Raw genomic sequence first — 22,731 nt, 5'->3', positions numbered from 1 at the left:
TGGAAGGTAATAAAAATTTTCACTTTTAAAAATCAGTTCTACCTTTGAGAGTAATCTTTCATTTTTCTTTTAGTTCATTCAAAAACCCTTCAACTTAAAGTTAAACAGCAGTTCAAATCACTACATTCATTTAGACAAAATATATTTGAACAAAAGCCCAACTAATATCGATAACACTGGATATGCAATTACCCAAAAGAGAAATGATTCATTTGCATACATAAGCATAAAGACCAATGAAAGCAAAAATATGATTAAGGGCATAACAAACAATCTTTTTAACCTTACATAAGCGATTGCACTTAAAACTACCGTAATAACTGGAAACAAAATAAGTATTAAAAACATTGGATTGATTAATAATTGAGTCATTATCTCACTCCTATTTAGGTATATAAACACCTTACCATTTGAACTTTAAAATTCCATGTATAAACTCCCTTTTTTTCATTCAAACTAAATAGAAAAAGAGAGGTTCAGATGATGAATCATATTACTATTCTGCTTTTAAAATTTGTATCCTGCATGATTGCTTTTGCAATTGGCTTGGATTTTTTCTTTGATGCAACAATCGTTGACATCTTTTCCTTTAGTCTATTTATCACAATTGCCTCGTATATGTTAGGAGATCTAATCGTCTTACCGCGAGCGGGAAATACTGCTGCGATCATGGTTGATTTTCTTTTCACTTATATGAGTGTATGGATTTTCGGCAGCGTACTTCTAGATAATTATATGCAAATTGCTTGGGGAAGTATTTTATCAGCAATTGTAGTTACAGTAGCAGAAGTCTTTGTTCATCGTTATTTATTAAGTCGTATTTCCACTGAGCAAACAAGCGAAAGAACAGGTGTTAATTTCCACCGATCGCTAGCTTATGGAACAGAGTTTGCTGAAGAACAGAATGTTACAGATGCAAAAAAACGGAAATAATACATTTCGCACAGCTATTTACGATAATATTCTATCAAAGATAACAAAAAAGTGATCTCTCACAGGATCACTTTTTGAATTACAATAAGTTATAGTCGTCAGTAGTTACTAACCTTAAATTCAATTGAAAAAATCCTGAGAACCATTATTTTTACTGACAGACACAGAAAGTGAAAGTTTTGAAATATGGTTAAGCTAACTGTCCGTTCCATTTGAACTTCCGATGATGCTATGTTAACTTGATGTGAATAAGATGTACATCGTCATTTCCTCGCCTCTCCCTTTATTCTGTATATCTGCATACCAAACACGTTTATATCATATATTGGTACAAGCAATAATACAGGCATTGCAGTACATTGTAATGAGAAAGGAGCATGTTTTGTGGAATCACGATCTTCGAAGAGAACTGAGTATGGAAATATACCACACCCTATAAGAGATGATGGCGCTGGCGCGACCGATTTTGGTCCCCGGGACATCATGCGAGATATTGAAAACCCTGACATGTTAATTCCACCAGTCACCGACGCCGGAACGATTCCTAATTTAAAGTTCTCTTTTTCCGACACCAATATGCAGTTAAATCATGGCGGTTGGTCACGGCAAATAACAGTTAGAGAACTACCGATTGCGACCACGCTTGCGGGAGTGAACATGCGGCTGACACCCGGCGGTGTGCGTGAGTTACATTGGCATAAGCAAGCTGAATGGGCCTACATGATTTTAGGGCGGGCACGAATTACCTCGGTCGACCAAGACGGAAGGAATTTTATAGCCGATGTTGGCGCGGGGGATTTGTGGTACTTTCCATCCGGAATTCCACACTCGATTCAAGGACTGGAAGAAGGTTGCGAATTTCTGCTCGTGTTCGACGATGGCAGCTTCTCCGACTTCGATACCTTCTCTATTACTGATTGGTTCGCCCACACACCAAAGGACGTGCTGGCTGCGAATTTCGGTGTACCGGAAAGCGCCTTTGCTCATATCCCTACAAAACAGCGATACATTTTTCAATCAAGGGTGCCTGGCTCACTAGAAAGTCAGAAAGTTTCAGATCCTTACGGTACTGTGCCTAAAAGCTTCACACATCGGCTACTTGCACAAGATCCGATTGTAACTCCGGGCGGAACAGTACGTATAGTTGATTCCACCAACTTCCCCATTTCAGCTACAATTGCAGCGGCGTTGGTGGAAATCAAGCCAGGCGGAATGAGAGAAATGCATTGGCATCCGAATAACGATGAGTGGCAATATTACCTCACCGGAACTGGACGCATGACGGTATTTGCAGCGAATGGCACAGCCCGAACTTTTAATTACCGGGCCGGCGATGTTGGGTATGTACCGTTCGCCATGGGACATTACATCCAAAACACAGGTCATCAAAGTCTATGGTTTCTGGAGATATTCAAGAGTAGTCGCTTCGCTGACGTGTCATTGAACCAATGGATGGCGCTGACTCCAAAAGAGCTAGTAGAGGAACACTTACATGTAGGTCCAGAATTGATGAACGCGCTACGCAAGGAAAAATGGCCTGTCGTCAAGTCAAATAGATGATTGTGCTTTCTTTTGTTAACGATTCATTCAACTTCGGATAACACTAATATGTAAACATCCCCTCTTCAAGAAGCGATCTGAAGGGACTTTTAAAGACTTTGTGATAATTTGGTTTTATGTTCACAAAAGGTGCTTTCATGTACAGAAACTACCTTTTCAGTCTACAACTATTTTTAATCGTCTAATACTCTTTTCTATAGTCTAAAACATTTTTTAATGAAACACCTGACCCCTGGTTCAAAAAAAAACCGAAATTTAGATTATTCCGATTCATCTTTTTTATAAACAGTTAAACATTTTTCAAAACGGTACAACTTTTTTATACACAGTTAAACTTTATTTCAATCCAACAACTTAAATGGATGTAGTAATGAAAGGACGGAAAACCCATAAAAAATAGGTGTACCAACCAAATTGTTGATACACCTTAAAACTACATTGTTAAACAACATGTGGCGTCGTGTAATCATATTGTCTAGTTCTTAATAATTACAGATTTAGTATTACATATTATTCTCAGGATTTTTTATCAATTTGAGGGAATTCTTTACCGATCTACGATTTAAATGTTACCAACGCGTTGCACTCCACATGAGGGATTATCAAAGCAGCATTTTTCAAACTTTTCATTTCAACGTTACGGATTTTCTCCAATAACCTTTATCTTTATGATACAAAATAAGAGCAATCACTAAAATTCCGGATGCAATCCAAATAGATTTAATCCCTATATGAGTGGTGGAAAAAGTCCCTAACAGCACACCAAATATAAAAGAAAAAATGATAACAAGAAATTCTGTAAATCGTTTTTTCTCTTCCTGATCATGTTCTTTGAATGCTAAATATGCTGCCTGCGTTGCAATTCGAAGATTACCTGTTGTCATCGTTGAACTGTAGGCCCACTTGTCTAGTTTATTAAAAGTAGAGATCTGTAAAGATGATACAAACGAAATACATACTGTTACTACTATGTTAGGTATACTCTTTGGCAAGATACCTACAATGATTAAAACAATACATTCTAGTATAAGAATAGAGCGTCTATAACTATGTAATAAATGCCTTATGTGAGGAATCTTTACTACTTCGGATATCAAAACACCTAATATAAAAGCTAAGATAGGAGGGATATAAAGTAAAGCATGTTTCCACTCTCCATTAGCTGCTCTTATAGCGAGTAGTACTACATTTCCTGTCTGTGCATTGGCGAACACTCCGTCCCTGCTAATGAAAGTGTAAGCATCTAAAAAACCTCCAACTACAGCTAGCAAAACACCCAAATAAACAGAGTTTGAAGATAATGAGGGGATCGTACTTAGTTTGTCTTTCATATTATTATCTCCTTGTACCTTATATTGAAAATATTCATTTATAGTTAATATTCTATTTATACAAAAGCAGCGTTCCTTTAAAATCCTTCACAGTAGAATAGCAATCCTTATCTTGATTTCGCTTCCCTTTTCTTTTTCCCATATTAGCTATAACAATGTATAACCATACCAAGTTTTTTTACTATAATCAACACAATTATTTAACATATTTTACTCGTTTCATTTCTTTCATATTCAAAGGTATTACCAACATGACAATCCCAGAGCACGTACAGACCGGCGATAGCCCTTTATCAAAAATAACCCCAAAAGTGTTCTTACACAGAATCACTTTTGGGGTTACCGTAAGTTATAGTCATCGGTAGGTTTAATTTCAATCGGGAAAATTACATCTATGCCTATTTTAGTTAATTCCTCCTGAATGTAATAACAATGTTCTGCTCGAATAGTTACTAATATCTTTTCTTCATGGCGATTTTAGCCATAAAAATTTTTCCCTTAATATATCTACTTCATGTTCCACTCAAACCATCTACCATGTCCATCTGTTTCTCCAATCGTTTGATTATATTCTATACCATTTAAGAAATAATCAAGATGAAGTTTTCTATCCCACATGTTGTTGTAAAGATGAAAAACATCTCTTTTACTTCCAATCGTTTTTATTTTTTCTATTAATTCATACTTAGAATCCTCTGGTATTTGATTTGCAACGTGAGTATGGAAAATACAAATAGCAGTATCATTTGGAAGTTTTTCTACAATATTTGTGAGTAATGCCACTCCATCTCCTTCTATAAGTTTTACTGGATTCTCGATCAAACATTTTGCTGCACTTTCAAAAAGTGCTAACCTTTCTTCATGTTCAGGCCAAATAAGCGCTTTTAACCATAAATAATCTTCTGAATCGTTTAAGTTACTAATATGTAAGTCTAATCCTACCTTTGAAGCTACTGGAGGACTAGTTAAAAGAAATGGCGGTGTATGATTTCCTTTTATTTTAGATGTTATATGGACATTTGAGTCTTTATCTCCATAAAGCTCGTTTGTTCCATATGAATAACTATACTTGTCCCATAACAATTGCAGACCAGCACTTGTTCCAATTTCTATTAGTGATAAAGGTTTCTTTACAACATTGTAAATATAGCAAAAAATAGGATATAGATAAGCCGAGCGTCTCACTTCATTAGTCTGTACTAATTTACTTTTTAGGAGTGAAACAATTTCGTCTCTATACATTCGACAAAAATCCTTGAAATAAATAAAAGAATCTTCTATTTCTCTTGGATGCTTAGTAATGCTTGGATAATACTCTTTTAAAATATGTTCTTTTCCTTTTAACAAAAGATAATGAACAGCCCCTAAAAATAAATTAGGCACTGGTTGTCCTTCTCGAGAATTTGCACTTAACTCTATCAATTCATCATCTTCTGAAATTTTAATAGATAAATACTCATAAAGTTCACTTGAACCCCTACATTCAACTTTAGCAAAGTTCTTAAATCGTTCAGATAGTTGAGATTTATTCAAATTAATTCCTCCTTGCCAGTTAGAATTTTCTAAATTTTAAAAACATACTCATTATAACTGAAACTGAGGTTATGGTAAATCACTATTGCCACATTTTTGTTATGGCAATATATAAAACCATAAAGAAAGAATAAAAAAAATAAGGCTCTTTTCGTCAAAATTATTGCTAATGAAATAAAAAGAGTATCCTCCTTAGAAAATACATTCTTTAATTTCAAATTGACAAGCCAATCCGCTTTGAGAAGTTATCGTTATAAAGTAAAACTTCCATCAGTGGGGTTTTACTACTCGTTAATACGGTATAAAAAAGAAAACTCACCTGAAATATTGACGAGTTTTCTCTGTTATTTTCTAGATCCTTATTAAACTAAAGCCCCGTTACTTTAAATAGATTTCTTCACAAACTTATTATTAATTATATGGTGACTTACACTACTAAGCTCAAAATATTTTATTCACCTAAGGGGCATTCATTTAGTTCTTCATTTATTGGGATTAATTGTTATATTCCACATTTATGATGACATTTCCCTTCTTGTGCCCTTTCTCTACATATCTATGAGCTTCAACTATCTCTTCAAACTCATAGTACCTATCAATAACTACTTTTAACTTCCCCATCTCAACAAGTTCTTTAAGAAAGTGCAGTGCTTCTGCAGTTTCAGGTGGATTTCGACTCAATAAAAGTTTCTTGCTGCTTGTCAATTTAGTCCATAGCATTTGAAGGCTTGGTAGCGGTTCAGTGACATTTATATATGTACCATCCTTCTTTAACACTTTCATACAAGCTGAAAAGGAACTCTTGTTTACCGCTTCAAAGATAACATCATATTTCTCGTCTGTCCTTGAAAAATCTTCTGTTGTATAATCAATTACCTGGTCGGCTCCCAGAGATTTTACCAATTCTAAATTCGTGGTACTGCATACCCCTGTAACGTTTGCTCCGAAATGCTTGGCAAGCTGAACTGCATAACTTCCTACACTTCCTGAAGCGCCATAAACTAGAACCCTTTGACAGCTTTGAATATTAGCTTTTCTAAGAAAATACAATGCTGTGCGTGCTCCAATTGGAATGGCAGCCGCTTCTGCAAAAGTTATGTTGGAAGGTTTAATAGATACAGGACCATCTTCCGGCAAACACTTATACTCGGCATAAGCACCAAAACCCGCCAGAGATGCTGCAAAAACCTGGTCACCTTCCTTAAACGTTTTGACACCTTTTCCAACTGACTCAACTTCTCCAGCTAACTCCATCCCTAATATCTCTTTTTTAGGTTGTCTAAAACCAAGTGCTATTCGGGCAGGCAGCCAAAAAGCGAGAGGAACTGTAAAACTCCGTGACCGAATATCTGCTACTGTTACGGTTGTCGCTTTTACTTTTACCAAAATTTCATTTTCTTTAGGAATAGGTTTTTCTACCTCTTTCAGTTGAAGAACTTCAGGGGGACCGTACTTTGTGTACACAATTACTTTCATTTATCCACCTCTAATCCGTTATATTCATTAATATGATACGCATATTACGGATAAATAGACCAATGGTTCACTCTCTAAAAATTGTTCTTAAACTTTCCTGCCCTGTCAGTTTAATAGATATTATTCTTTTCTATTAATTTCAATATAAATTTTCTGACAATTATTAGGAAAGACCGTTTTTTTTCACTATTTGTGGTCAGTAAGACTCCCACTTCAAGATTCAAAGAGAAACGAGGAAGATAGGCGGGAGAGAACTGCTGGAAACAATGTAATTTTAATCGCATTAAATAACTTTAATTGTTCAGATTTCGATAATTCTGAGAAACCTTGGTATACGTTTTGCCACATAATTACCGCCGCCTAGACCGTAATTATAGTAAGATTCTTGAATCATTGGTAAAAAACAACAATCCACCATGAAAACAGCCAAAAATAAAAAGTACACCACTTAAAATAAGTGATGTACTCATAAATATAAGTTACTTTAACCTGCAATAAAGATTCACTTAAAAACCTTTCTTAATTTTGCAGTTTTTTTTAGCCTCTTTTATAATATTCTTCCATAATGTGAGGTGGAACCATTCCTCCACCTGTTCCCCACATGATATGCGTTGCTTGCTTCATTTTTTCTTGCAGATAATTTTCTTGTATATATTGCTGTTGTTTAAACAATTGAACCGGCCCGTATACACTTGCCAATGCTGACGGCTCTAATTTGATTCCTTCTGTATCGACAAAAGCTTTTAATAGTCTATATAATTCCTGATCGCTAACTGTGTAGCATCCACTTAGCAACGGTTCAATTACTTTTCCTACAAATCCCGATGCTCTTCCTACCGCAAGACCATCAGCTTCTGTAACATTATCAATACCAAAGTCTTGGACGGAAATTTCATCATGAAGACCTGTTAGTAAACCAATTAACATACATGGAGAATGAGTTGGTTCCGCAAAGAAGCAATGTACATGATCACCAAACAATAATTTTAAACCAAATGCTACGCCGCCAGGACCTCCGCCGACACCGCATGGTAAATAAACAAATAACGGATGGTCAGCATCAACAATAATATTTTGATCCTGCAGTTGCTTTTGCAAGCGAGAAGCAGCTACAGCATATCCAAGAAACAGATTTTTTGAATTCTCATCATCAACGAAATAACACATAGGGTCCGCTTCTGCTTGTCTTCTTCCTTCTTCTACTGCTTTACTATAATCTGCTGCATACTCAATAACTGTAACATTTTTACTTCGAAGTAAATCTTTTTTCCACTGTTTTGCATCAGCCGACATATGAACTGTCACATTAAATCCTAATTTTGCACTCATAATGCCAATACTAAGCCCTAAATTCCCGGTTGAACCTACTGCGATTGAATATTGTGAGAAGAACGTACGGAATTGATCACTATCTAAAATGGAATAATCATCTTGTTTATTTAATAAATGATGTTCCAGAGCTAAATCTTCCGCATGTTTAAGAACTTCGTAAATGCCACCTCTTGCTTTAATAGATCCTGATATCGGAAGCTGACTATCACATTTTAGTAACAATTCACCTACGATATGTTGCTCATACTCTTGTTCTAGATGTTGTTTCATAGAAGGAGTTGCCACTAAAGGAGATTCAATGATTCCACCCGTATTTTTTGTCTCAGGGAAAGCTTTCGCAATATACGGCGCAAATCGTTTTAACCTTTCCTCTGCATCCTTTACGTCATCTGTAGTAAGAGGTGCTTTTTTAATTCCTGTTTCAAACTCTTCTTTATTAGGGTTAACCCAAAATACTTCCTCCGTCAAAACGAGTTGATTTAGTAAAGGGTGCTTTTCTTTTAAGATTTGTATAGCTGTGCTATCATACTTCTTCATTTTTGAATTCTCCCTTCTTTATCCTTACTTAATTAATGTTAGATGTTAGCATTTTAAAATTTAATTTTATTTATTATAATTAAACTAAATTTAACACACAAATGAAATTAATTAAATATATATTAATAAATTTAAATTAAATTTAATCAAAATCTTTAATAATTCATATACAAGGAGAATCAACATGAATGATATAAATGTCGGACAAAGAATAGCAGAATACCGAAAAGCACAAGGCTTGAGTAGTCGAAAACTAGCAACACTCGTCAATGTCACACCTTCTATGTTAAGTCAAATCGAAAAAGGATCTGCAAATCCATCCTTGCAAACCCTTAAATTAATATCTAACGCATTAAATATTCCTATGTTTAATTTCTTTTTGGAAGATACCAGTGCTCAAAGTTTAGTTGTAAGAGCCGATCAACGAAAAAAGATTAGTTTTCCTGAAAGTGAACATTTGTCATACGAATTACTATCTCCCGATTTAACTGGAGCTCTTGAACTTGCTCTTATGACTTTATTACCTCAAGCCTCTTCTTCCGAAAAACTACTAGAGCATAAAGGTGAAGAAATCGCCTTTGTTTTAGAGGGAACTGTTACTCTATATTTAAATCAAGAAACATTAACTTTATACATAGGTGATAGTGTAAAAATCCCATCTTATATGAAGCATAAATGGGAAAATCCGTATAAAGAGAAAGCAGTAGTAATTTTTGCAATTACTCCTCCTACTTTTTAACTCTGCATGACATTGACTAATTTCGGCGAGAAAAACTGTGTAAGGACTTAATGAAAAACTAAATTTACTCATAAATAAGCCATCATTTCTAGGGATTTATGTAGCTTTGAAAAAAAAGTTTGATCAAAAATACCTCGCAATCCTAAATTTTACGATAAATAAACAGAATCCATTTTGAAAAAAGATTGATCAAAATGGATTCTTCTAAGCAGATTTAAGCTTGGTTTTTATAAAAAAGTTTGATCATTTCTACCTATGTTGTTCTACAATCGCACCCGATTGTGGAAGATCGTCGCTTAAATCTTATTCAAGATAAGTACTCAGTTAATGTAATAAGATTTTTTGTCCAGTCACCTTTTTTTGTCACTGCTTCAGCAGGAGTAGATGCTCCGTATTGGTTATAGTTTGTCTCTATTTGGGTTATAAACCAGTCCTTTTACCTGTATCTGGATTCTCCCCTAAAGCAATGACCTTTTCTCCTTTTCCATAGTTTCGGATCAGTTCGAAATCTCTAAAGATCGCGTACGTTCCAAACTATCTCGCCGCGCTCGTCCCACGTACTGTGATGCCGCTCAAATCCTATCTTTTCTAGCACCCGGAGGGACGCAACATTCCAAGCACCTACAGTCGACCAAAGTCTGTTGCGCCCGGTAGCAATCGTAGCGTCCAGCACAACGGATGCTGCCTCAGTCGCATAGCCTTTACCGTGAACACTGCGGAACAACTCGTATGCAATCTCCGGCTCTTCAAGTGTGGAACGACCGATAATCAAGCCACAGTATCCAATGAAATCGCCTTCGTCTCGTCGGCGAATAGTAAGAAGGGAAATACCATTTTCGACTGCTCTCTTGCGCATCTCGATAATCCGGCTACGGGTGGCGTCAAGGGTTGGCATGTCCACACCACGTTCGCCAATTAATTTTCTCATCCAGGCTGCATCGGATTCCTCCCACATACTCAGGTCAAGTCGTTCGGTTTTCAGCTGGAACGCCATAGGTTCAAAGAAAGCTGTCATAGTGGAAACCTCCTAGTTATTATTTTTCTAATTTAACTTTAAATCTTGAACATTTACTATATTCGCAAACCAGGCTAACACTTTATTATGGTGCTGAATGATATCTTCTGCACGTAATTGCTCTGAATCAAACGTACTATGTGCACCATGAATGAGTGTTACTTTATACCCTTCACTAAAGGCACGGCGAACGGTTGTATCTACACAATATTCGGTTTGCAATCCACAAATATAAAGATGTTCAATTCCTTTTTCTTGCAAAACTTCCCGAAGGTTCGTTTCATGAAAAGAATCAGGTGTTTCTTTTTCCACTACAACCTCATTTGACATCGGAGTAATTTTAGAATGAATGTGCCAACCTGCTGTTCCTTTTTCTAATGGATGACCCTTAGATCCATTATGTTGCACATAAATAACAGGAATTTCATGCGAACGACATTTCTGAATTACCTCCTGCAAATTTTGTAATAAGCTAGAGCCATTATGTACAGGGATACCTACTGTATACATTCCTTCTTGCACATCAATTACTACAAGTGCTCGTTTCATCAGCAAATTCTCCCTTCTTTTTATACTCCATCATCCAACAATCTTCCAATACTCCTTCATGTAATTCATGCTCTTTCAAAACTTTTACTTTTTGAAAACCACACTTTTCATAACAACGAATTGCTCGTTCATTACTTACTCTTGGATCTATCGCAATCGCTACTGCTCCTAATTCATTCATAATATATGTAATTGCAGCTTGCACAAGCTCTGTACCAATTCCTCGATTCCAGTATGCTGTTTCTCCGATAAACTGATCGATCCCCCATACATTTTCTTTCTCACTATATCCATATAACGCTTTCCACTCTGCATCTAAAGGATACATTTGTATATAACCAATAGATCGCTCTTTGTATTCTACAATACACTTTTTCTCTTTATCTTCTGAAATACTTATATAACGCTCTCGAACTTGTTCTGGTGATTGTGGTTTGTCTCGTCCTTCATAAAAACGTAAAATTTCAGGGTTTGATAACCAATTTGATAATGTTTGAACATCATTTTCTGTTACGTATTGAATAGATAGCTCTCCTTGTTGAAATAACATATGATCATTCCTCTCTTGCAACATTACTGTATTCGACTTTTAATGAAATAACCCTTCCTTATGAAAGTAAGGGCTGTTAAGAACTTTATTTTCCACTACGCTCAAATAAAAGGTTAAAACAGGTACATATCGAATCCTTTATAAAAAGTATTTTTTTAGGAAGGTGTTTATAATGGGAATTGAAAAAGAGTATTTACGCTGTGTATTAAAGACATTTCAGTCTATGAAAAAATTAGGCGAAGATACTATGGATCAATTAAGTTATGAAGAACTCCATATATGTCCAAATAAAGAATCGAATAGTATCGGCATTATCGTCAAACACATGTGGGGAAACATGCTTTCTAGATGGACTGATTTTTTAACAACAGATGGGGAAAAATCAACTAGAAACCGTGATGATGAATTTACTGGGGAATTCCCCTCTAAAGCGGCCTTATATGAGGCATGGAATCAGGGATGGGAAGTTTTATTTACAGCATTGAATAGTTTGAAAGAAAACGATTTAGAAAAGACAATCCATATACGCGGAGAGACTCATTCTGTAATTGAAGCCATTGAAAGGCAAATATCACATTATTCCTATCATATTGGCCAAATTGTATATGTAGGAAAGTTACTGAAAAACGAGGAATGGAAATGCCTCTCTGTTCCTAGGGGAAAATCGATTGAATATACGGAAAAGCTCATGAGTAATAATAACAATCTAGAAAAGAAATAAAAATTGTGTACTATAAAAGGGGCTACATCTGCTCCTTTTGTTTCTATATCTAGAAAACCCTTTTCAGTCTAAGTTATTTAAAGGAGAGTGATTATGAAGCCATTCAGCATATGGTCAATAGGATTTATTGTTTTAGGGCTACTTTTATTCGGATTAAATTGGATTATAGAGGGATATTTTGAACCTATTGTCCTTATTGGGGGTATTTGTTTATTAATTGGAATTATATTAAGTTTTATCGCCATTGCTAAAAAGGAAGCAGGAAGATTAAAGTTTGTTTCATTAATGTCTTTTTTTATTGTTCTGTTTTTAATCAATTGGTTTGAACCTTTCCAAGTTATTCGTATTATAACTTGGCTTAAAAATATAAGCTAACTTAATGGTTATAATAATTAACAATGTTATTTAATAGAGCCGTTCCATAAAAAAGAGCAACCATATTAGGTTGCTCTTCATTTGAAAATATTCATCATTATAATTAATTTTTCTTTATAAACACTCTATTAAAAATTATATTTTTCAATGTTATCCTTTGTAAACACAACCCGTTCCGGCAATACTATAATTCCATTTCCTTCTGCTTCATAATCGTACCCTTGAATCGAATTTGGCTCCACCTTCACTTTTCCAATACCAGGAACTTCAAAACTGTCACCGACTTTTAATTTTTTACCCTTTACAACCATTTCATTTGCAACATAGGTTGCAAGTGCACCTTGTTGTTTTACATCCCACAAGCCAAACTGTTGAACTGTTCCGCGTTTTACGTAATCACGCATAACATTAGGTGTTGAAAAGCCAGTCACAACGACTTTCTTATCCACTTTTAAATTTTCTGCGGCTTGTGCCATTGCTGGTAATGCAGTTGCATCAGGACAAATGACAGCATTAATATCTGGATATGTTTTCAAAATACTTTCACCTACTGCTAGTGATTTTTGAGCATTATTTTCACCATACTGGGTAGTCACAATTTCCCAATTCGGATATTTTTCTTTTATAATTGCTTTCGCTTTTGTAACCCATTGATTCTGATCTGTTACTGTTGGACTAGAATAGAAGAATGCTACTTTTCCTTTATCACCAATTTGCGAAGCAGTCATTTGAATAAGCAAATTGGCCAATTGTTCTGGTGTTCCTTGACTAATATAGAAAGATCGATCTTTCGGATTAACATCAGAATCCCATGTTAATACTGTAATCCCCTTTTTCTTTGCGCGTTGCAAAGCTTGTGATAAACCATCGACAGAAGTAGATGAAACCATAATCGCATCATAGTTTTGGTTAATAAAGTTATTAATATATTTTACCTGCCCTGATACACTTGCCTCAGAAGGTCCATCGTATTTTAAATTTACACCAAGCTTATCCGCCATTTCTTTTGCGCCTTCTCCGCCCGACGTAAAGAAACCGACTCCAGTTAATTTTGGAATAAAGGCAAATTTCACATCTTTTGATTTCTTCCCATCTGATTTTGTATTTGTACATGCCATCATAGAAACAACAAACACCAATAAAACGATGAATACACTTAGCTTCTTTTTCATGTTGTTTCCTCCCTATGTGAAACAATTTTTTTGATAAAGAAATATCTTATCTTGGAATGGCGTACCATAACAGAAAGAATTAAAATAAAACCGATTACAACATTAGATTGCTCATTTGTTAATCCTGTCATCTGCAACCCATATTGCATAATTCCAATAACAATACTGGCAAGAACAGTTCCTACTATACTTCCTTTTCCACCAGTAATAAGAGCACCGCCTAATACAACTGCTGTAATGACTGGTAAAATTGCTTCATTTCCTAAATCCGCTCGAGCTGAACCAAAGTAAGCCGTTAGAAATATTCCACCTAATCCACCGCCTAAACCAGAAAGCATATATGCTAAAATAACAATTCGCTTAGTTTGAATTCCAGAATATTTAGCTGCTTTTTCATTCATGCCTATTAAAATTACATACCGACCATATTTTGTATAGCGCAGCAGAATAGAGAATAAAACAGTCATAATAAGGAGTAACCAAAATAAATTAGGAATCCCTAAAAATATCCCATTTGCAAACTGAACATATGAATCTGGCAATCCGCTAATTCCTTCATATCCAGTTGCTTTAGAACCACCCGAAATTACAAGAGCGATACCCGAATATAAAAACATTGTTCCTAAAGTTATAACTAACGGTTCAACAGATGTCATTTGAATAATAACACCGTTCAAAAAACCAGCTAATACGCTTATGATAAGAGCAATTATTACAGCAATAACAATAGATACCCCATTTATCCACAATACACCGATAAGAATAGATGTAAGCCCCATAACTGCACCAACTGAAACATCGATTCCTCCCGTAATAATGACAAATGTCATCGGTATCGCGGCGATTGTAATAAAAATAAAATCATTAATACTAAACAATAAATTCCCTATATTAAAAAAATCTGCATTTAATAAGCTAAAAGCGGTAAACTCCATACATAACAAAAGAAGGAGTGCTCCCTCCCAGCGAAAGAGCCATTGAATAGACTTCATACTTCCACCTCCCTCTGCCTCTGTTTCCTCCATTTTTGTACTACGCTATCCAGAATAATAATAAGTAATAATAAAAATCCTGAAATTGCGTTGTTCCAAAAGGCTAGGATTTTTAAGTATACTAATGAACTACTAATCACCTCTAAAAACAATGCGCCTAAAGCTGCACCAAAAACTGATCCCGTACCACCTTTTAAACGAATACCACCAAGCACCGCAGCAGCGATTACTTGCAGTTCAATTCCTGTTCCTGTTTGATTCGGTACAAACCCAATATTCATAACAAATAGACATCCAGCAATTGCAGCAGTAATGCCTGAAATCATAAAGGCTAAAATTTGCACAAACGATACCGGAATCCCAATCAGTCTTGCACCTTCTTTGTTATCTCCTACCGCATAAAAATATCTTCCGAACGACATCTTCGTTAGGAAAAGATAAGCAGCTATTAATAATAGTCCGATGAACCAAACTGTTATCGGAATCCCTAACCATGTTACGGAAGATAATTTTTTATAGTCATTGGGAATATCTTCGATCCATTTTCCTTCTGTATATATAATCATCAAACCTCGAATAATACCAAGCATTCCTAACGTCATAATAATTGCTGGAACATGAAACTTTGTTACACCTACGCCATTTATAATTCCAATAAACGCACCGAGCAAAAGTGTAATTATAATTGCACTAAAAGCATTATTTCCACCCGTCAAAAACATTCCACATAAAGCAGCACATAAACCCATTATTGATCCTACCGAAACATCAATATTTTTTGTGAATAGTACAAATGATTGACCAATTGCGAGAATGATTAGGATAAGACTTGATTTTAAAATAATCGAAAAAGAATCAAATTGAAGAAAATCTTTGTTCATTACACTAACAAAGATAATATAAAGAAATAACAGCCCTACAATAGAGGTTTCACGCATTTTCAATATATATGTAACATGTTTCATCCATTTGAAACCTCCTCTCCCCCATAAGCCGAACGTGTAATGCGATCCAATGAAATGTCTTCCTGTTCTAAATGTGAAACGATATTACCATTTCGCATTACATACACACGATTTGCTAAATTCATAATTTCTTCTAAATCTGAGGAGATCAACAATACCGCTAAACCATTTTCTCTTAGTTCTTTAATCGTGTCATATATTTCTAACCTTGCTTTTGCATCGATGCCACGCGTTGGTTCATCTAAAATAATGAGCTTAGGCTGACAAGCAAGATATTTCCCTAACACTACTTTTTGTTGATTGCCTCCCGATAAAGACTCTATGCTCTGATTTATATCGCGAACCATAATTCGAAAATTTTTAATATACCCACGCGTTAAAGCGCTTTCTTTTTCTTGATTTAAAAAAAATATACTTAAACGATACAAGAGAACAGAGGTCATATTTTGTTGTACAGAAGCAATTGGAAAAATCCCATGCCCCGCTCGGTCTTCAGGTACATATATAATTCCTGCATCAATTCTCTTTTTTGTTGACCAAGTTGTAATTTCATTCCCATCTAATAGAACGTTTCCTTCAGTTGCAGATGTAATGCCATATAATACTTCAGCTAGTTCCGTTCTTCCCGCTCCCACAACACCAGCAATTCCAACAATCTCTCCTGCTTTTACTTCTAATGAAATATCTCGAAATCTATGACTCGATAAATGATTTACTTGTAACACTTGCTTCAACGACGCTGCCCTGTTATTTAAACTCTCTCGCTTTTGAATTTGCTGGTAACCTTCTGGCAGAAGTCCCTGTAATAGGATATCGTAAGTAAATTCATTTACATTACCTTGGTTAGAAATTACACCGTCTCGTAAAATAGCTACTTGATCTGCAATTGCAAAAATCTCTGGAAACCTATGCGTAATATAAATCATGCCAATTCCTTGTTCTTTCAAGTTTTTCATCACAACAAATAGACTCTTAATTTCATTTGCTGTTAACGTCGATGTAGGTTCATCTAAAATAAGAATCTCTGCCTCTCTTATTAATCCTCTAACTATTTCTACTAATTGCTGCTGTGCAATAGACAACAATGAAGCACGTTCACCAAGCTTTAGATCCCAGCCAAGTTGTCTCATAAGTACATCTAGTTTCGTCCGAAGCTCTCTTTTGCTTTGCCTCATACCTAATAGAATATTTTCTTCAATAGTCATATTAGGAAAAATAAGCGGTTCTTGCGGAACTAAATAAATACCGTTTCGATGAGCTTCAGATGGACTGGAAAATGTAACAGACCTCCCTTTTATTTTGATTTCTCCTTCATCATACGTGTACAATCCTGTCAATATCTTCATTAACGTTGACTTTCCAGCCCCGTTACCACCAACTAATGCAAAAATATCCCCTTTCTTTACTGTTAAATCGATTCCTTTTAGCACAGGTTGCTGTAAGAATGCTTTTTTTACATTTTTAACTTCCAATAAAGGAACTTGTTCCAAGCTTCTTTCACCTACCTTTAATAGGAAACAATTTTTCAGGAGTTAATTTTTTGCTCTACTTGTTTTGTAGCATTGTATATCCTTTTCCTCATATCTAGAACTTATTTTTTCTCAAGTAAATCTCCCATTACAGACGGTATAAATAAAAATATACTTACATATGTTTAAACATCGGTCATTTGTTGAAAGGATGAAAAGCATGACACAGTTGAACTTTGAAGAAAACTTGTTAACAAAAGCTGCTTGGTATTATTACAAAGATCACCTTACCCAACAAGAAATCGCCTCATTACTACATATATCTCGGAACAAAGTTGTCCGTTTATTAGAGAAGGCTCGAACTGAGGGAATCGTTACATTTCATATTAAAGGTACTGGTTTACACTGTTTAAGTATAGAAAGAGAACTTGTAAAAGCATTTCAACTAATAGATGCTTTCATTATTCCAACCCCAAAAGAAAATCTTTCTGATTCACTCGGAAAAGCAGCAGCACAATATTTAGAAACGCATTTGCAAAACGGCGACCTACTTGGTATTGGCTGGGGAGAAACAATCTCAAAAACATTAGAAAATATCAATTTCGATTCATCTATGAATCTTTCTATTGTTACACTAACTGGAGGAGTAAATTATTACCTCCCTAAAAAACAAAATTATCTCAATCAAGTACATGGACAGCTCCATATTATCCCTTCACCATTTTTAGCTTCTACGAACGAAATGGCGAACAGTATACTTTCAGAACCATCTGTGAAAGACATATTACATGTTGCATCATTTGCAAATACTGCTGTTGTTGGAATCGGCGGACTATCTCCTGATGCAACTATTTTGAAAGAAGAAAAAATGACTCTTCGTGAAATGACATGCATTCGGAATCAAAATGGTGTTGGCGATATCCTTGGGCAATTCTACAACATTCATGGAGATATTCTAAATTTATCTCATCATAAACGACTCATCGGTACGCCTCTTTCTATACTTCGAAATATGAAGCATGTTGTTGGAGTAGCTGGTGGAAGACAAAAAGTTAATGCAATTTACGGAGCATTGAAAGGCAGGTACATTCATACATTGATTATCGATGAGGAAACAGCCCTTTCTTTATTGGAAAAGGAGAGTGGAATATAATGGCTGCTCTATTAGCTTATGATGCCGGAACTGGTAGTATCCGAGCTGTTTTATTTGATTTACAAGGTAATCAACTTGCTGTTAGTCAACGAGAATGGGTTCACATAGAAAACCAACGATACCCAGGTTCAATGGATTTTGACGTAAAGGAAAACTGGAAGCTTATTCAAGACTGTACAAAAGATGTGCTACAAACAAGTGGGATTCCTCCTTCTTCTATTCAAGGAATTAGTGCAACCAGTATGCGCGAAGGATTTGTTTTATATGACAAAGATGGTACTGAAATCTGGGCGTGCGCAAATGTTGATAACCGTGCTGCTGCTGAAGTTACACAACTGAAACAAATACACCCTCACATTGAACATGATGTATATACAATATCAGGGCAAACGTTCGCTCTAGGTGCATTACCAAGGTTACGATGGATTGCGAAACACCAACCAGAGATTTATAAGAAAGTACATTTTATTACCATGTTAAATGACTGGATTTTATATAAACTGTGCGGCGTATTACAAGTTGACCCTTCCAATGGATGTACAACGGGAATTTTCAATTTACAAAATAGAAATTGGGCTCCAGAATTAGCAACCCAATGCAGACTCTCCTCTGTTCTCTCACCACAAATAAATGAAGCCGGAACTCTTATTGGAAACGTAACAAAACAAGGCGCAGCGGAAACTGGATTATTCGAGGGAACGCCTGTTGTTACTGGAGGTGGAGATGCGCAAATGGCTTCTCTCGGTTCTGGAGTTGTCAAAAGCGGGCAAACATTCATTTGCGGAGGAAGTTTTTGGCAACAAGAAGTAAATGTAAACCATCCTGTACCTGATCCAAACGCTCGTATTCGTGTAAATTGTCACGTTCTTCCTACACTTTGGCAATATGAAACAATTGCCTTTTTTCCGGGCCTTGTTATGCGCTGGTTTCGGGACGCTTTCTGTCAAGAAGAAAAACAACGAGCAAAAGAACTAGGTATCGATGCTTACGAATTATTAGAGGAACAAGCAAAGCATGTCCCAGTTGGATCACACGGTATCATTCCGATTTTTTCTAATGTCATGAACTATATTTCTTGGCGCCATGCATCTCCCTCTTTTATAAATTTAAGCTTAGATTCTGAACAATGTGGGAAGAAGGAAATGTTTCGAGCAATTGAAGAAAATGCTGCTTTTGTAACATATGGAAATTTAAAATTAATTGAAGAATTAACAGGACAGTTCCCAAGAGAAGTAGTTTTTGCTGGGGGGGCTTCAAAAGGAAAGCTATGGTGTCAAATTGTAGCTGATGTATTAGGCGTTCCTGTAAAAGTACCAATAGTGAAAGAAGCTGCTGCTTTAGGAACAGCAATAGTTGCAGGAGTTGGTGCTGGTATTTATCATTCAATGGAGGCCGTTTCTGAACAATTTGTAAAATGGGAGACAACTTATATACCAAATATCGAAAATCATCAACAGTATCAAGAATTATATCAAAACTGGAAAATTGTATACCAGCAGCAACTACAATTAGCTGATCAAGGGTTTACTTCTCATATGTGGATTGCACCTGGCGCTCTGTAAATTGTTACATAAAGGAGTGAAAAACATGCTAAAAGTAAATGAAGAAGATTTTTCTTACCGCTTCGGTGATAATGGACCAAAATATTTAGTGAAGGGACCTAATATTGATATAGGTGTTGTCGTCATTAAACCAGGGCAAGATTTTCAAAACCATTATCATACAACTTGTGAAGAAATTTTTTATGCATTAGAAGGTGAAATAGATTTCTATATTAATCATGTAAAAGTTCCTATTAAACAAGGCGATGTCTTACAAGTTCGTCCTCATGAATCTCACTATCTCATCAATCGTTCTTCTCAAAATTTTAAAGCGCTCTTTATTAAATCGCCTCATTTGCAAGAAAAAGATACTGTGCAAACAGAAAATCCAAAATGTAATTAAGGAGTGATATCCTATGACTTGGGGATTTCAAAATCGCTTACATACTATTTTACCTGACGGAAAAGCAGTTATGTTGGCAGTTGATCACGGATACTTTTTAGGACCAATTCACGGTTTAGAACAGCCTCATGAAACAGTAAAAAGCTTACTCCCATATACAGATTCCCTATTTTTAACTCGCGGTATTCTTAATTCTTGTATACCGGGAGATTGTAAAACTCCAATGGTCCTTCGTGTGTCAGGTGGTGCCACTGTAGTTGGAAAGGATCTTGCTAATGAAACAATTGTTACTCCAATAAAAGAGGCACTGCGTCATAACGTGGCTGGAGTTGGCGTATCCGTCTTTGTTGGATCTGATTATGAAACACAAACTGTAACAAACCTTGCCAATGTTGTATCTGAAGCACATGATTACGGTTTGCCCGTATTAGGAATTACTGCAGTAGCAAAAGAACTTCAAAAACGAGAAGCACGCTTTTTAGCACTAGCTTCACGTGTATGTGTTGAAATGGGCGCTGATATTATTAAAACGTATTACTGTGAAGGCTTTGAGAAAATCACAAGTACATGTCCTGCCCCAGTCGTTATTGCTGGGGGACCAAAATTAGATACAATCGAAGCAGTGCTAACAATTACATACAACGCACTGCAAGAAGGCGCAATCGGTGTAGATATGGGACGGAATATTTGGCAATCCGATCATCCAGTTGCTATGATTCAATCTATTCATGGCATCGTAAAAAATGGATTGAATGTAAAAGAAGCTCTAGAATTATATAATACTATTATAAATTAAATACTCAGATAGCATTTATGTTCGATATATTTATTATTATTAAGAACAAGAAACATGGTTCATCCACATTTCTTGTTCTTTTCTAATTTTAAGATATTCTTTCGCTTGTATAATTGAAAATATTAATTTTTTTCTTTCTCCTCTAACATCCCAATAATTTTATCCAATTTCTTTTCAATTTCAACTAAAGAAGCTCTTTGACCAGATTGATTGACGAGTCGAGATCGTATAAACGCTCCAAGTGAAACAAAAAATAATATGATTAAACCGAAAAAGAGAATACTAAAAATGATATTTATGATTGAAAAATGATCTACCATCCTATCTATCCCCCTGTTTCTTCTTTATTTTTAGAATTTGTTAATTTTTATTGTTAATATTCTACTTAAAAGATTGTTAAATTAAGAGGTTATTCCCTTACAAAACTTTAATGTTGAATCTAATTTTTCTTTCTCGTTCAACAAACCCATTAGTTGACAAATAGCTACTGCAAACTCTGCGAACGCAGTACCTTTTGCGGTTATTACTGTGTTTTCCACTTCAATATCTGTTCCTGTATATATTGATCTTTCAAAAAGTGATTTATGATTCTCATATGTATTTTGAAGGCACGTAAATTTTCTACCGTTAAGTATACCTGCTTTCGCTAACAAGATTGCAGAAGCACATATAGAGGCAATAGGAATATTTGAATTAAAAGCGCTCATTAATATATTACTAACAATACCTTCATCTAGTATTTCACGAACTCCGTCTCCTCCAGAAATAAGAATTAAATCAAGCTCATCTACTCTAATTTCAGGCAAAGACGCTTCAGTTTGAGTCCATAATCCACCAATACTTTCTACTGGTTTACCATCTACGGAAACAGTAGTAATTTTTGCTTTCCCCACTTTTCTAAGCAAAAATAATGCGTGAGCTATTTCAAAATCAGCATATTGCGGATAGACAAGAAACAATACTTTTTTCATGCGATAACCCATCTCCCTTATATTTGTTATTTTATTACTTATAGAACTTTAATTCAGTCCCCCTATTGGATAATATTGTTATTTCCAGACTATCATATGTGGTGTAAGTGTAAAATAAGTAATTTTCCACAATCATTTTGGTTACAGTTTCATTGTAGCTACACTATTTCACTACATCTAAGAAATGTAAAAAACATAAATAACGGGTTAGAGTTCCATAATCGTGAGAATAATCAATAAAAAACTTATATAATAAAAGTAGTAATATGAATCTACTACGGTAGCTTTGGAATAAAGTTTGATTAAATTAACTTAATAAGCCTTAATAAAAGAACAAATAGAAAAAGCGTGTTTTGAAAAAAATTGATTAAAACACGCTTTTTTTATATTCAATTGAATCATCCTTTTATAAAAAAGTTTGATAATTTTTGTGATTCTTTCTCAATTAAAGCGCCCTTTAACAGAAGACTCAATTTCAAGATAATCTTAACAGATATTAATATCGATCTTCAGTTACTGCCCCCTTATTTGTCCTAGTGACCAGGTTCTTACAATAGACCGTAAAGCACCATGTTATCAATGATTCTCCTAATTCGAATTCTCTTCTTTTATGGTTTA

At 35.3% G+C, this 22,731-nt stretch carries 23 protein-coding genes; 9 read left to right on the top strand and 14 right to left on the bottom strand.

The window, feature by feature from the left end; translation table 11 throughout:
* Window positions 1–126: 126 nt before the first annotated feature.
* Window positions 127–372 (bottom strand): DUF2651 family protein, encoded by a 246-nt coding sequence (locus AB1279_RS11700; RefSeq protein WP_429758889.1) that lies wholly within the window; start codon window positions 370–372, stop codon window positions 127–129.
* A 111-nt stretch (window positions 373–483) separates the two neighbouring features.
* Between AB1279_RS11700 and AB1279_RS11695 the strand changes: the two genes are divergently transcribed.
* Both AB1279_RS11695 and AB1279_RS11690 read left to right on the top strand, forming a co-directional pair.
* On the top strand, window positions 484–933 hold the full coding sequence (locus tag AB1279_RS11695; RefSeq protein ID WP_429761367.1) for a YndM family protein: 450 nt from the start codon (window positions 484–486) through the stop codon (window positions 931–933).
* A gap of 384 nt (window positions 934–1,317) precedes the next feature.
* Window positions 1,318–2,493, top strand: coding sequence for an oxalate decarboxylase family bicupin (locus tag AB1279_RS11690; RefSeq protein ID WP_429758887.1), 1,176 nt, complete (start codon window positions 1,318–1,320; stop codon window positions 2,491–2,493).
* Window positions 2,494–3,119: 626 nt separating this feature from the next.
* Here AB1279_RS11690 and AB1279_RS11685 read toward each other — a convergent pair.
* The 4 genes from AB1279_RS11685 to AB1279_RS11670 all read right to left on the bottom strand — a co-directional run bounded on the left by AB1279_RS11685 (window position 3,120) and on the right by AB1279_RS11670 (window position 8,702).
* A complete protein-coding gene (locus AB1279_RS11685) occupies window positions 3,120–3,824 on the bottom strand; it encodes a YoaK family protein (protein ID WP_429758885.1) in 705 nt (234 codons plus the stop codon).
* 507 nt (window positions 3,825–4,331) lie between these two features.
* On the bottom strand, window positions 4,332–5,357 hold the full coding sequence (locus tag AB1279_RS11680; protein ID WP_429758883.1) for a DUF2332 domain-containing protein: 1,026 nt from the start codon (window positions 5,355–5,357) through the stop codon (window positions 4,332–4,334).
* A 495-nt stretch (window positions 5,358–5,852) separates the two neighbouring features.
* A complete protein-coding gene (locus tag AB1279_RS11675) occupies window positions 5,853–6,833 on the bottom strand; it encodes an NAD(P)-dependent alcohol dehydrogenase (RefSeq protein ID WP_429758881.1) in 981 nt (326 codons plus the stop codon).
* A gap of 537 nt (window positions 6,834–7,370) precedes the next feature.
* Complete coding sequence (locus AB1279_RS11670) at window positions 7,371–8,702, bottom strand: D-serine ammonia-lyase (protein ID WP_429758879.1); 1,332 nt, start codon at window positions 8,700–8,702, stop codon at window positions 7,371–7,373.
* A 184-nt stretch (window positions 8,703–8,886) separates the two neighbouring features.
* Here AB1279_RS11670 and AB1279_RS11665 point away from each other — a divergent pair, with 184 nt between their 5' ends.
* Window positions 8,887–9,441: a helix-turn-helix domain-containing protein gene (locus tag AB1279_RS11665; RefSeq protein WP_429758877.1), complete on the top strand. Its 555-nt coding sequence runs from the start codon at window positions 8,887–8,889 to the stop codon at window positions 9,439–9,441.
* A gap of 511 nt (window positions 9,442–9,952) precedes the next feature.
* On the opposite strand, the gene AB1279_RS11660 is transcribed toward AB1279_RS11665, so the two are convergent.
* The 3 genes from AB1279_RS11660 to AB1279_RS11650 are packed head-to-tail and all read right to left on the bottom strand — an operon-like array spanning window position 9,953 to window position 11,555.
* Complete coding sequence (locus AB1279_RS11660; RefSeq protein WP_429758875.1) at window positions 9,953–10,456, bottom strand: GNAT family N-acetyltransferase; 504 nt, start codon at window positions 10,454–10,456, stop codon at window positions 9,953–9,955.
* 27 nt (window positions 10,457–10,483) lie between these two features.
* Window positions 10,484–11,005 (bottom strand): cysteine hydrolase family protein, encoded by a 522-nt coding sequence (locus AB1279_RS11655; protein WP_429749391.1) that lies wholly within the window; start codon window positions 11,003–11,005, stop codon window positions 10,484–10,486.
* On the bottom strand, window positions 10,980–11,555 hold the full coding sequence (locus AB1279_RS11650) for a GNAT family N-acetyltransferase (protein WP_429758873.1): 576 nt from the start codon (window positions 11,553–11,555) through the stop codon (window positions 10,980–10,982). The genes AB1279_RS11655 and AB1279_RS11650 overlap by 26 nt, the downstream gene beginning before the upstream one ends.
* A 172-nt stretch (window positions 11,556–11,727) precedes the next feature.
* On the opposite strand from AB1279_RS11650, the gene AB1279_RS11645 reads away from it, so the two are divergent.
* Both AB1279_RS11645 and AB1279_RS11640 read left to right on the top strand, forming a co-directional pair.
* Window positions 11,728–12,276 carry a DUF1572 family protein gene (locus AB1279_RS11645; protein ID WP_429758871.1) on the top strand — a complete coding sequence of 183 codons (549 nt, stop codon included), beginning with the start codon at window positions 11,728–11,730 and terminating at the stop codon, window positions 12,274–12,276.
* A 93-nt stretch (window positions 12,277–12,369) separates the two neighbouring features.
* The gene (locus AB1279_RS11640; protein ID WP_429758869.1) at window positions 12,370–12,651 is read left to right on the top strand and encodes a hypothetical protein; all 282 of its coding nucleotides are present in this window, start codon (window positions 12,370–12,372) and stop codon (window positions 12,649–12,651) included.
* 128 nt (window positions 12,652–12,779) lie between these two features.
* On the opposite strand, the gene lsrB is transcribed toward AB1279_RS11640, so the two are convergent.
* Genes lsrB through AB1279_RS11620 form a run of 4 tightly spaced genes read right to left on the bottom strand, consistent with a single transcriptional unit; the run spans window position 12,780 to window position 17,270 of the window.
* Window positions 12,780–13,823, bottom strand: coding sequence for an autoinducer 2 ABC transporter substrate-binding protein LsrB (gene lsrB / locus AB1279_RS11635; protein WP_429758868.1), 1,044 nt, complete (start codon window positions 13,821–13,823; stop codon window positions 12,780–12,782).
* Entirely contained in the window at window positions 13,820–14,815 is a 996-nt protein-coding gene (locus tag AB1279_RS11630; RefSeq protein WP_429758866.1) for an ABC transporter permease, read from the bottom strand. The genes lsrB and AB1279_RS11630 overlap by 4 nt, the downstream gene beginning before the upstream one ends.
* Complete coding sequence (locus tag AB1279_RS11625) at window positions 14,812–15,780, bottom strand: ABC transporter permease subunit (protein WP_429758864.1); 969 nt, start codon at window positions 15,778–15,780, stop codon at window positions 14,812–14,814. The genes AB1279_RS11630 and AB1279_RS11625 overlap by 4 nt, the downstream gene beginning before the upstream one ends.
* Window positions 15,777–17,270: a sugar ABC transporter ATP-binding protein gene (locus tag AB1279_RS11620; RefSeq protein ID WP_429758863.1), complete on the bottom strand. Its 1,494-nt coding sequence runs from the start codon at window positions 17,268–17,270 to the stop codon at window positions 15,777–15,779. Before AB1279_RS11620 ends, AB1279_RS11625 begins: the two co-directional genes overlap by 4 nt.
* Window positions 17,271–17,469: 199 nt before the next feature.
* On the opposite strand from AB1279_RS11620, the gene AB1279_RS11615 reads away from it, so the two are divergent.
* The 4 genes from AB1279_RS11615 to lsrF are packed head-to-tail and all read left to right on the top strand — an operon-like array spanning window position 17,470 to window position 21,142.
* The gene (locus tag AB1279_RS11615) at window positions 17,470–18,402 is read left to right on the top strand and encodes a sugar-binding transcriptional regulator (protein WP_429758861.1); all 933 of its coding nucleotides are present in this window, start codon (window positions 17,470–17,472) and stop codon (window positions 18,400–18,402) included.
* The gene (gene lsrK, locus AB1279_RS11610; RefSeq protein WP_429758860.1) at window positions 18,402–19,964 is read left to right on the top strand and encodes an autoinducer-2 kinase; all 1,563 of its coding nucleotides are present in this window, start codon (window positions 18,402–18,404) and stop codon (window positions 19,962–19,964) included. The genes AB1279_RS11615 and lsrK overlap by 1 nt, the downstream gene beginning before the upstream one ends.
* Before the next feature lie 25 nt (window positions 19,965–19,989).
* Window positions 19,990–20,346: a cupin domain-containing protein gene (locus AB1279_RS11605; protein ID WP_098307047.1), complete on the top strand. Its 357-nt coding sequence runs from the start codon at window positions 19,990–19,992 to the stop codon at window positions 20,344–20,346.
* Between the two features lie 13 nt (window positions 20,347–20,359).
* Window positions 20,360–21,142, top strand: coding sequence for a 3-hydroxy-5-phosphonooxypentane-2,4-dione thiolase (gene lsrF / locus AB1279_RS11600; protein WP_429758858.1), 783 nt, complete (start codon window positions 20,360–20,362; stop codon window positions 21,140–21,142).
* Between the two features lie 122 nt (window positions 21,143–21,264).
* Here lsrF and AB1279_RS11595 read toward each other — a convergent pair whose 3' ends face one another.
* Both AB1279_RS11595 and AB1279_RS11590 read right to left on the bottom strand, forming a co-directional pair.
* Window positions 21,265–21,462, bottom strand: a complete 198-nt coding sequence (locus AB1279_RS11595; RefSeq protein WP_336480851.1) for a DUF4083 family protein — start codon at window positions 21,460–21,462, stop codon at window positions 21,265–21,267.
* An 81-nt stretch (window positions 21,463–21,543) separates the two neighbouring features.
* Window positions 21,544–22,113 carry a DJ-1/PfpI family protein gene (locus tag AB1279_RS11590; RefSeq protein ID WP_429758857.1) on the bottom strand — a complete coding sequence of 190 codons (570 nt, stop codon included), beginning with the start codon at window positions 22,111–22,113 and terminating at the stop codon, window positions 21,544–21,546.
* Window positions 22,114–22,731 lie beyond the last annotated feature (618 nt).

It is taken from the genome of Bacillus sp. S14(2024), from assembly GCF_050473785.1.
In the GTDB taxonomy this organism is placed as follows: Bacteria; Bacillota; Bacilli; order Bacillales; family Bacillaceae_G; genus Bacillus_A; species Bacillus_A yunxiaonensis.
The sequence above is the reverse complement of the archived record's forward strand: the minus strand, read 5'-3'. Positions and strand labels throughout refer to the sequence as shown.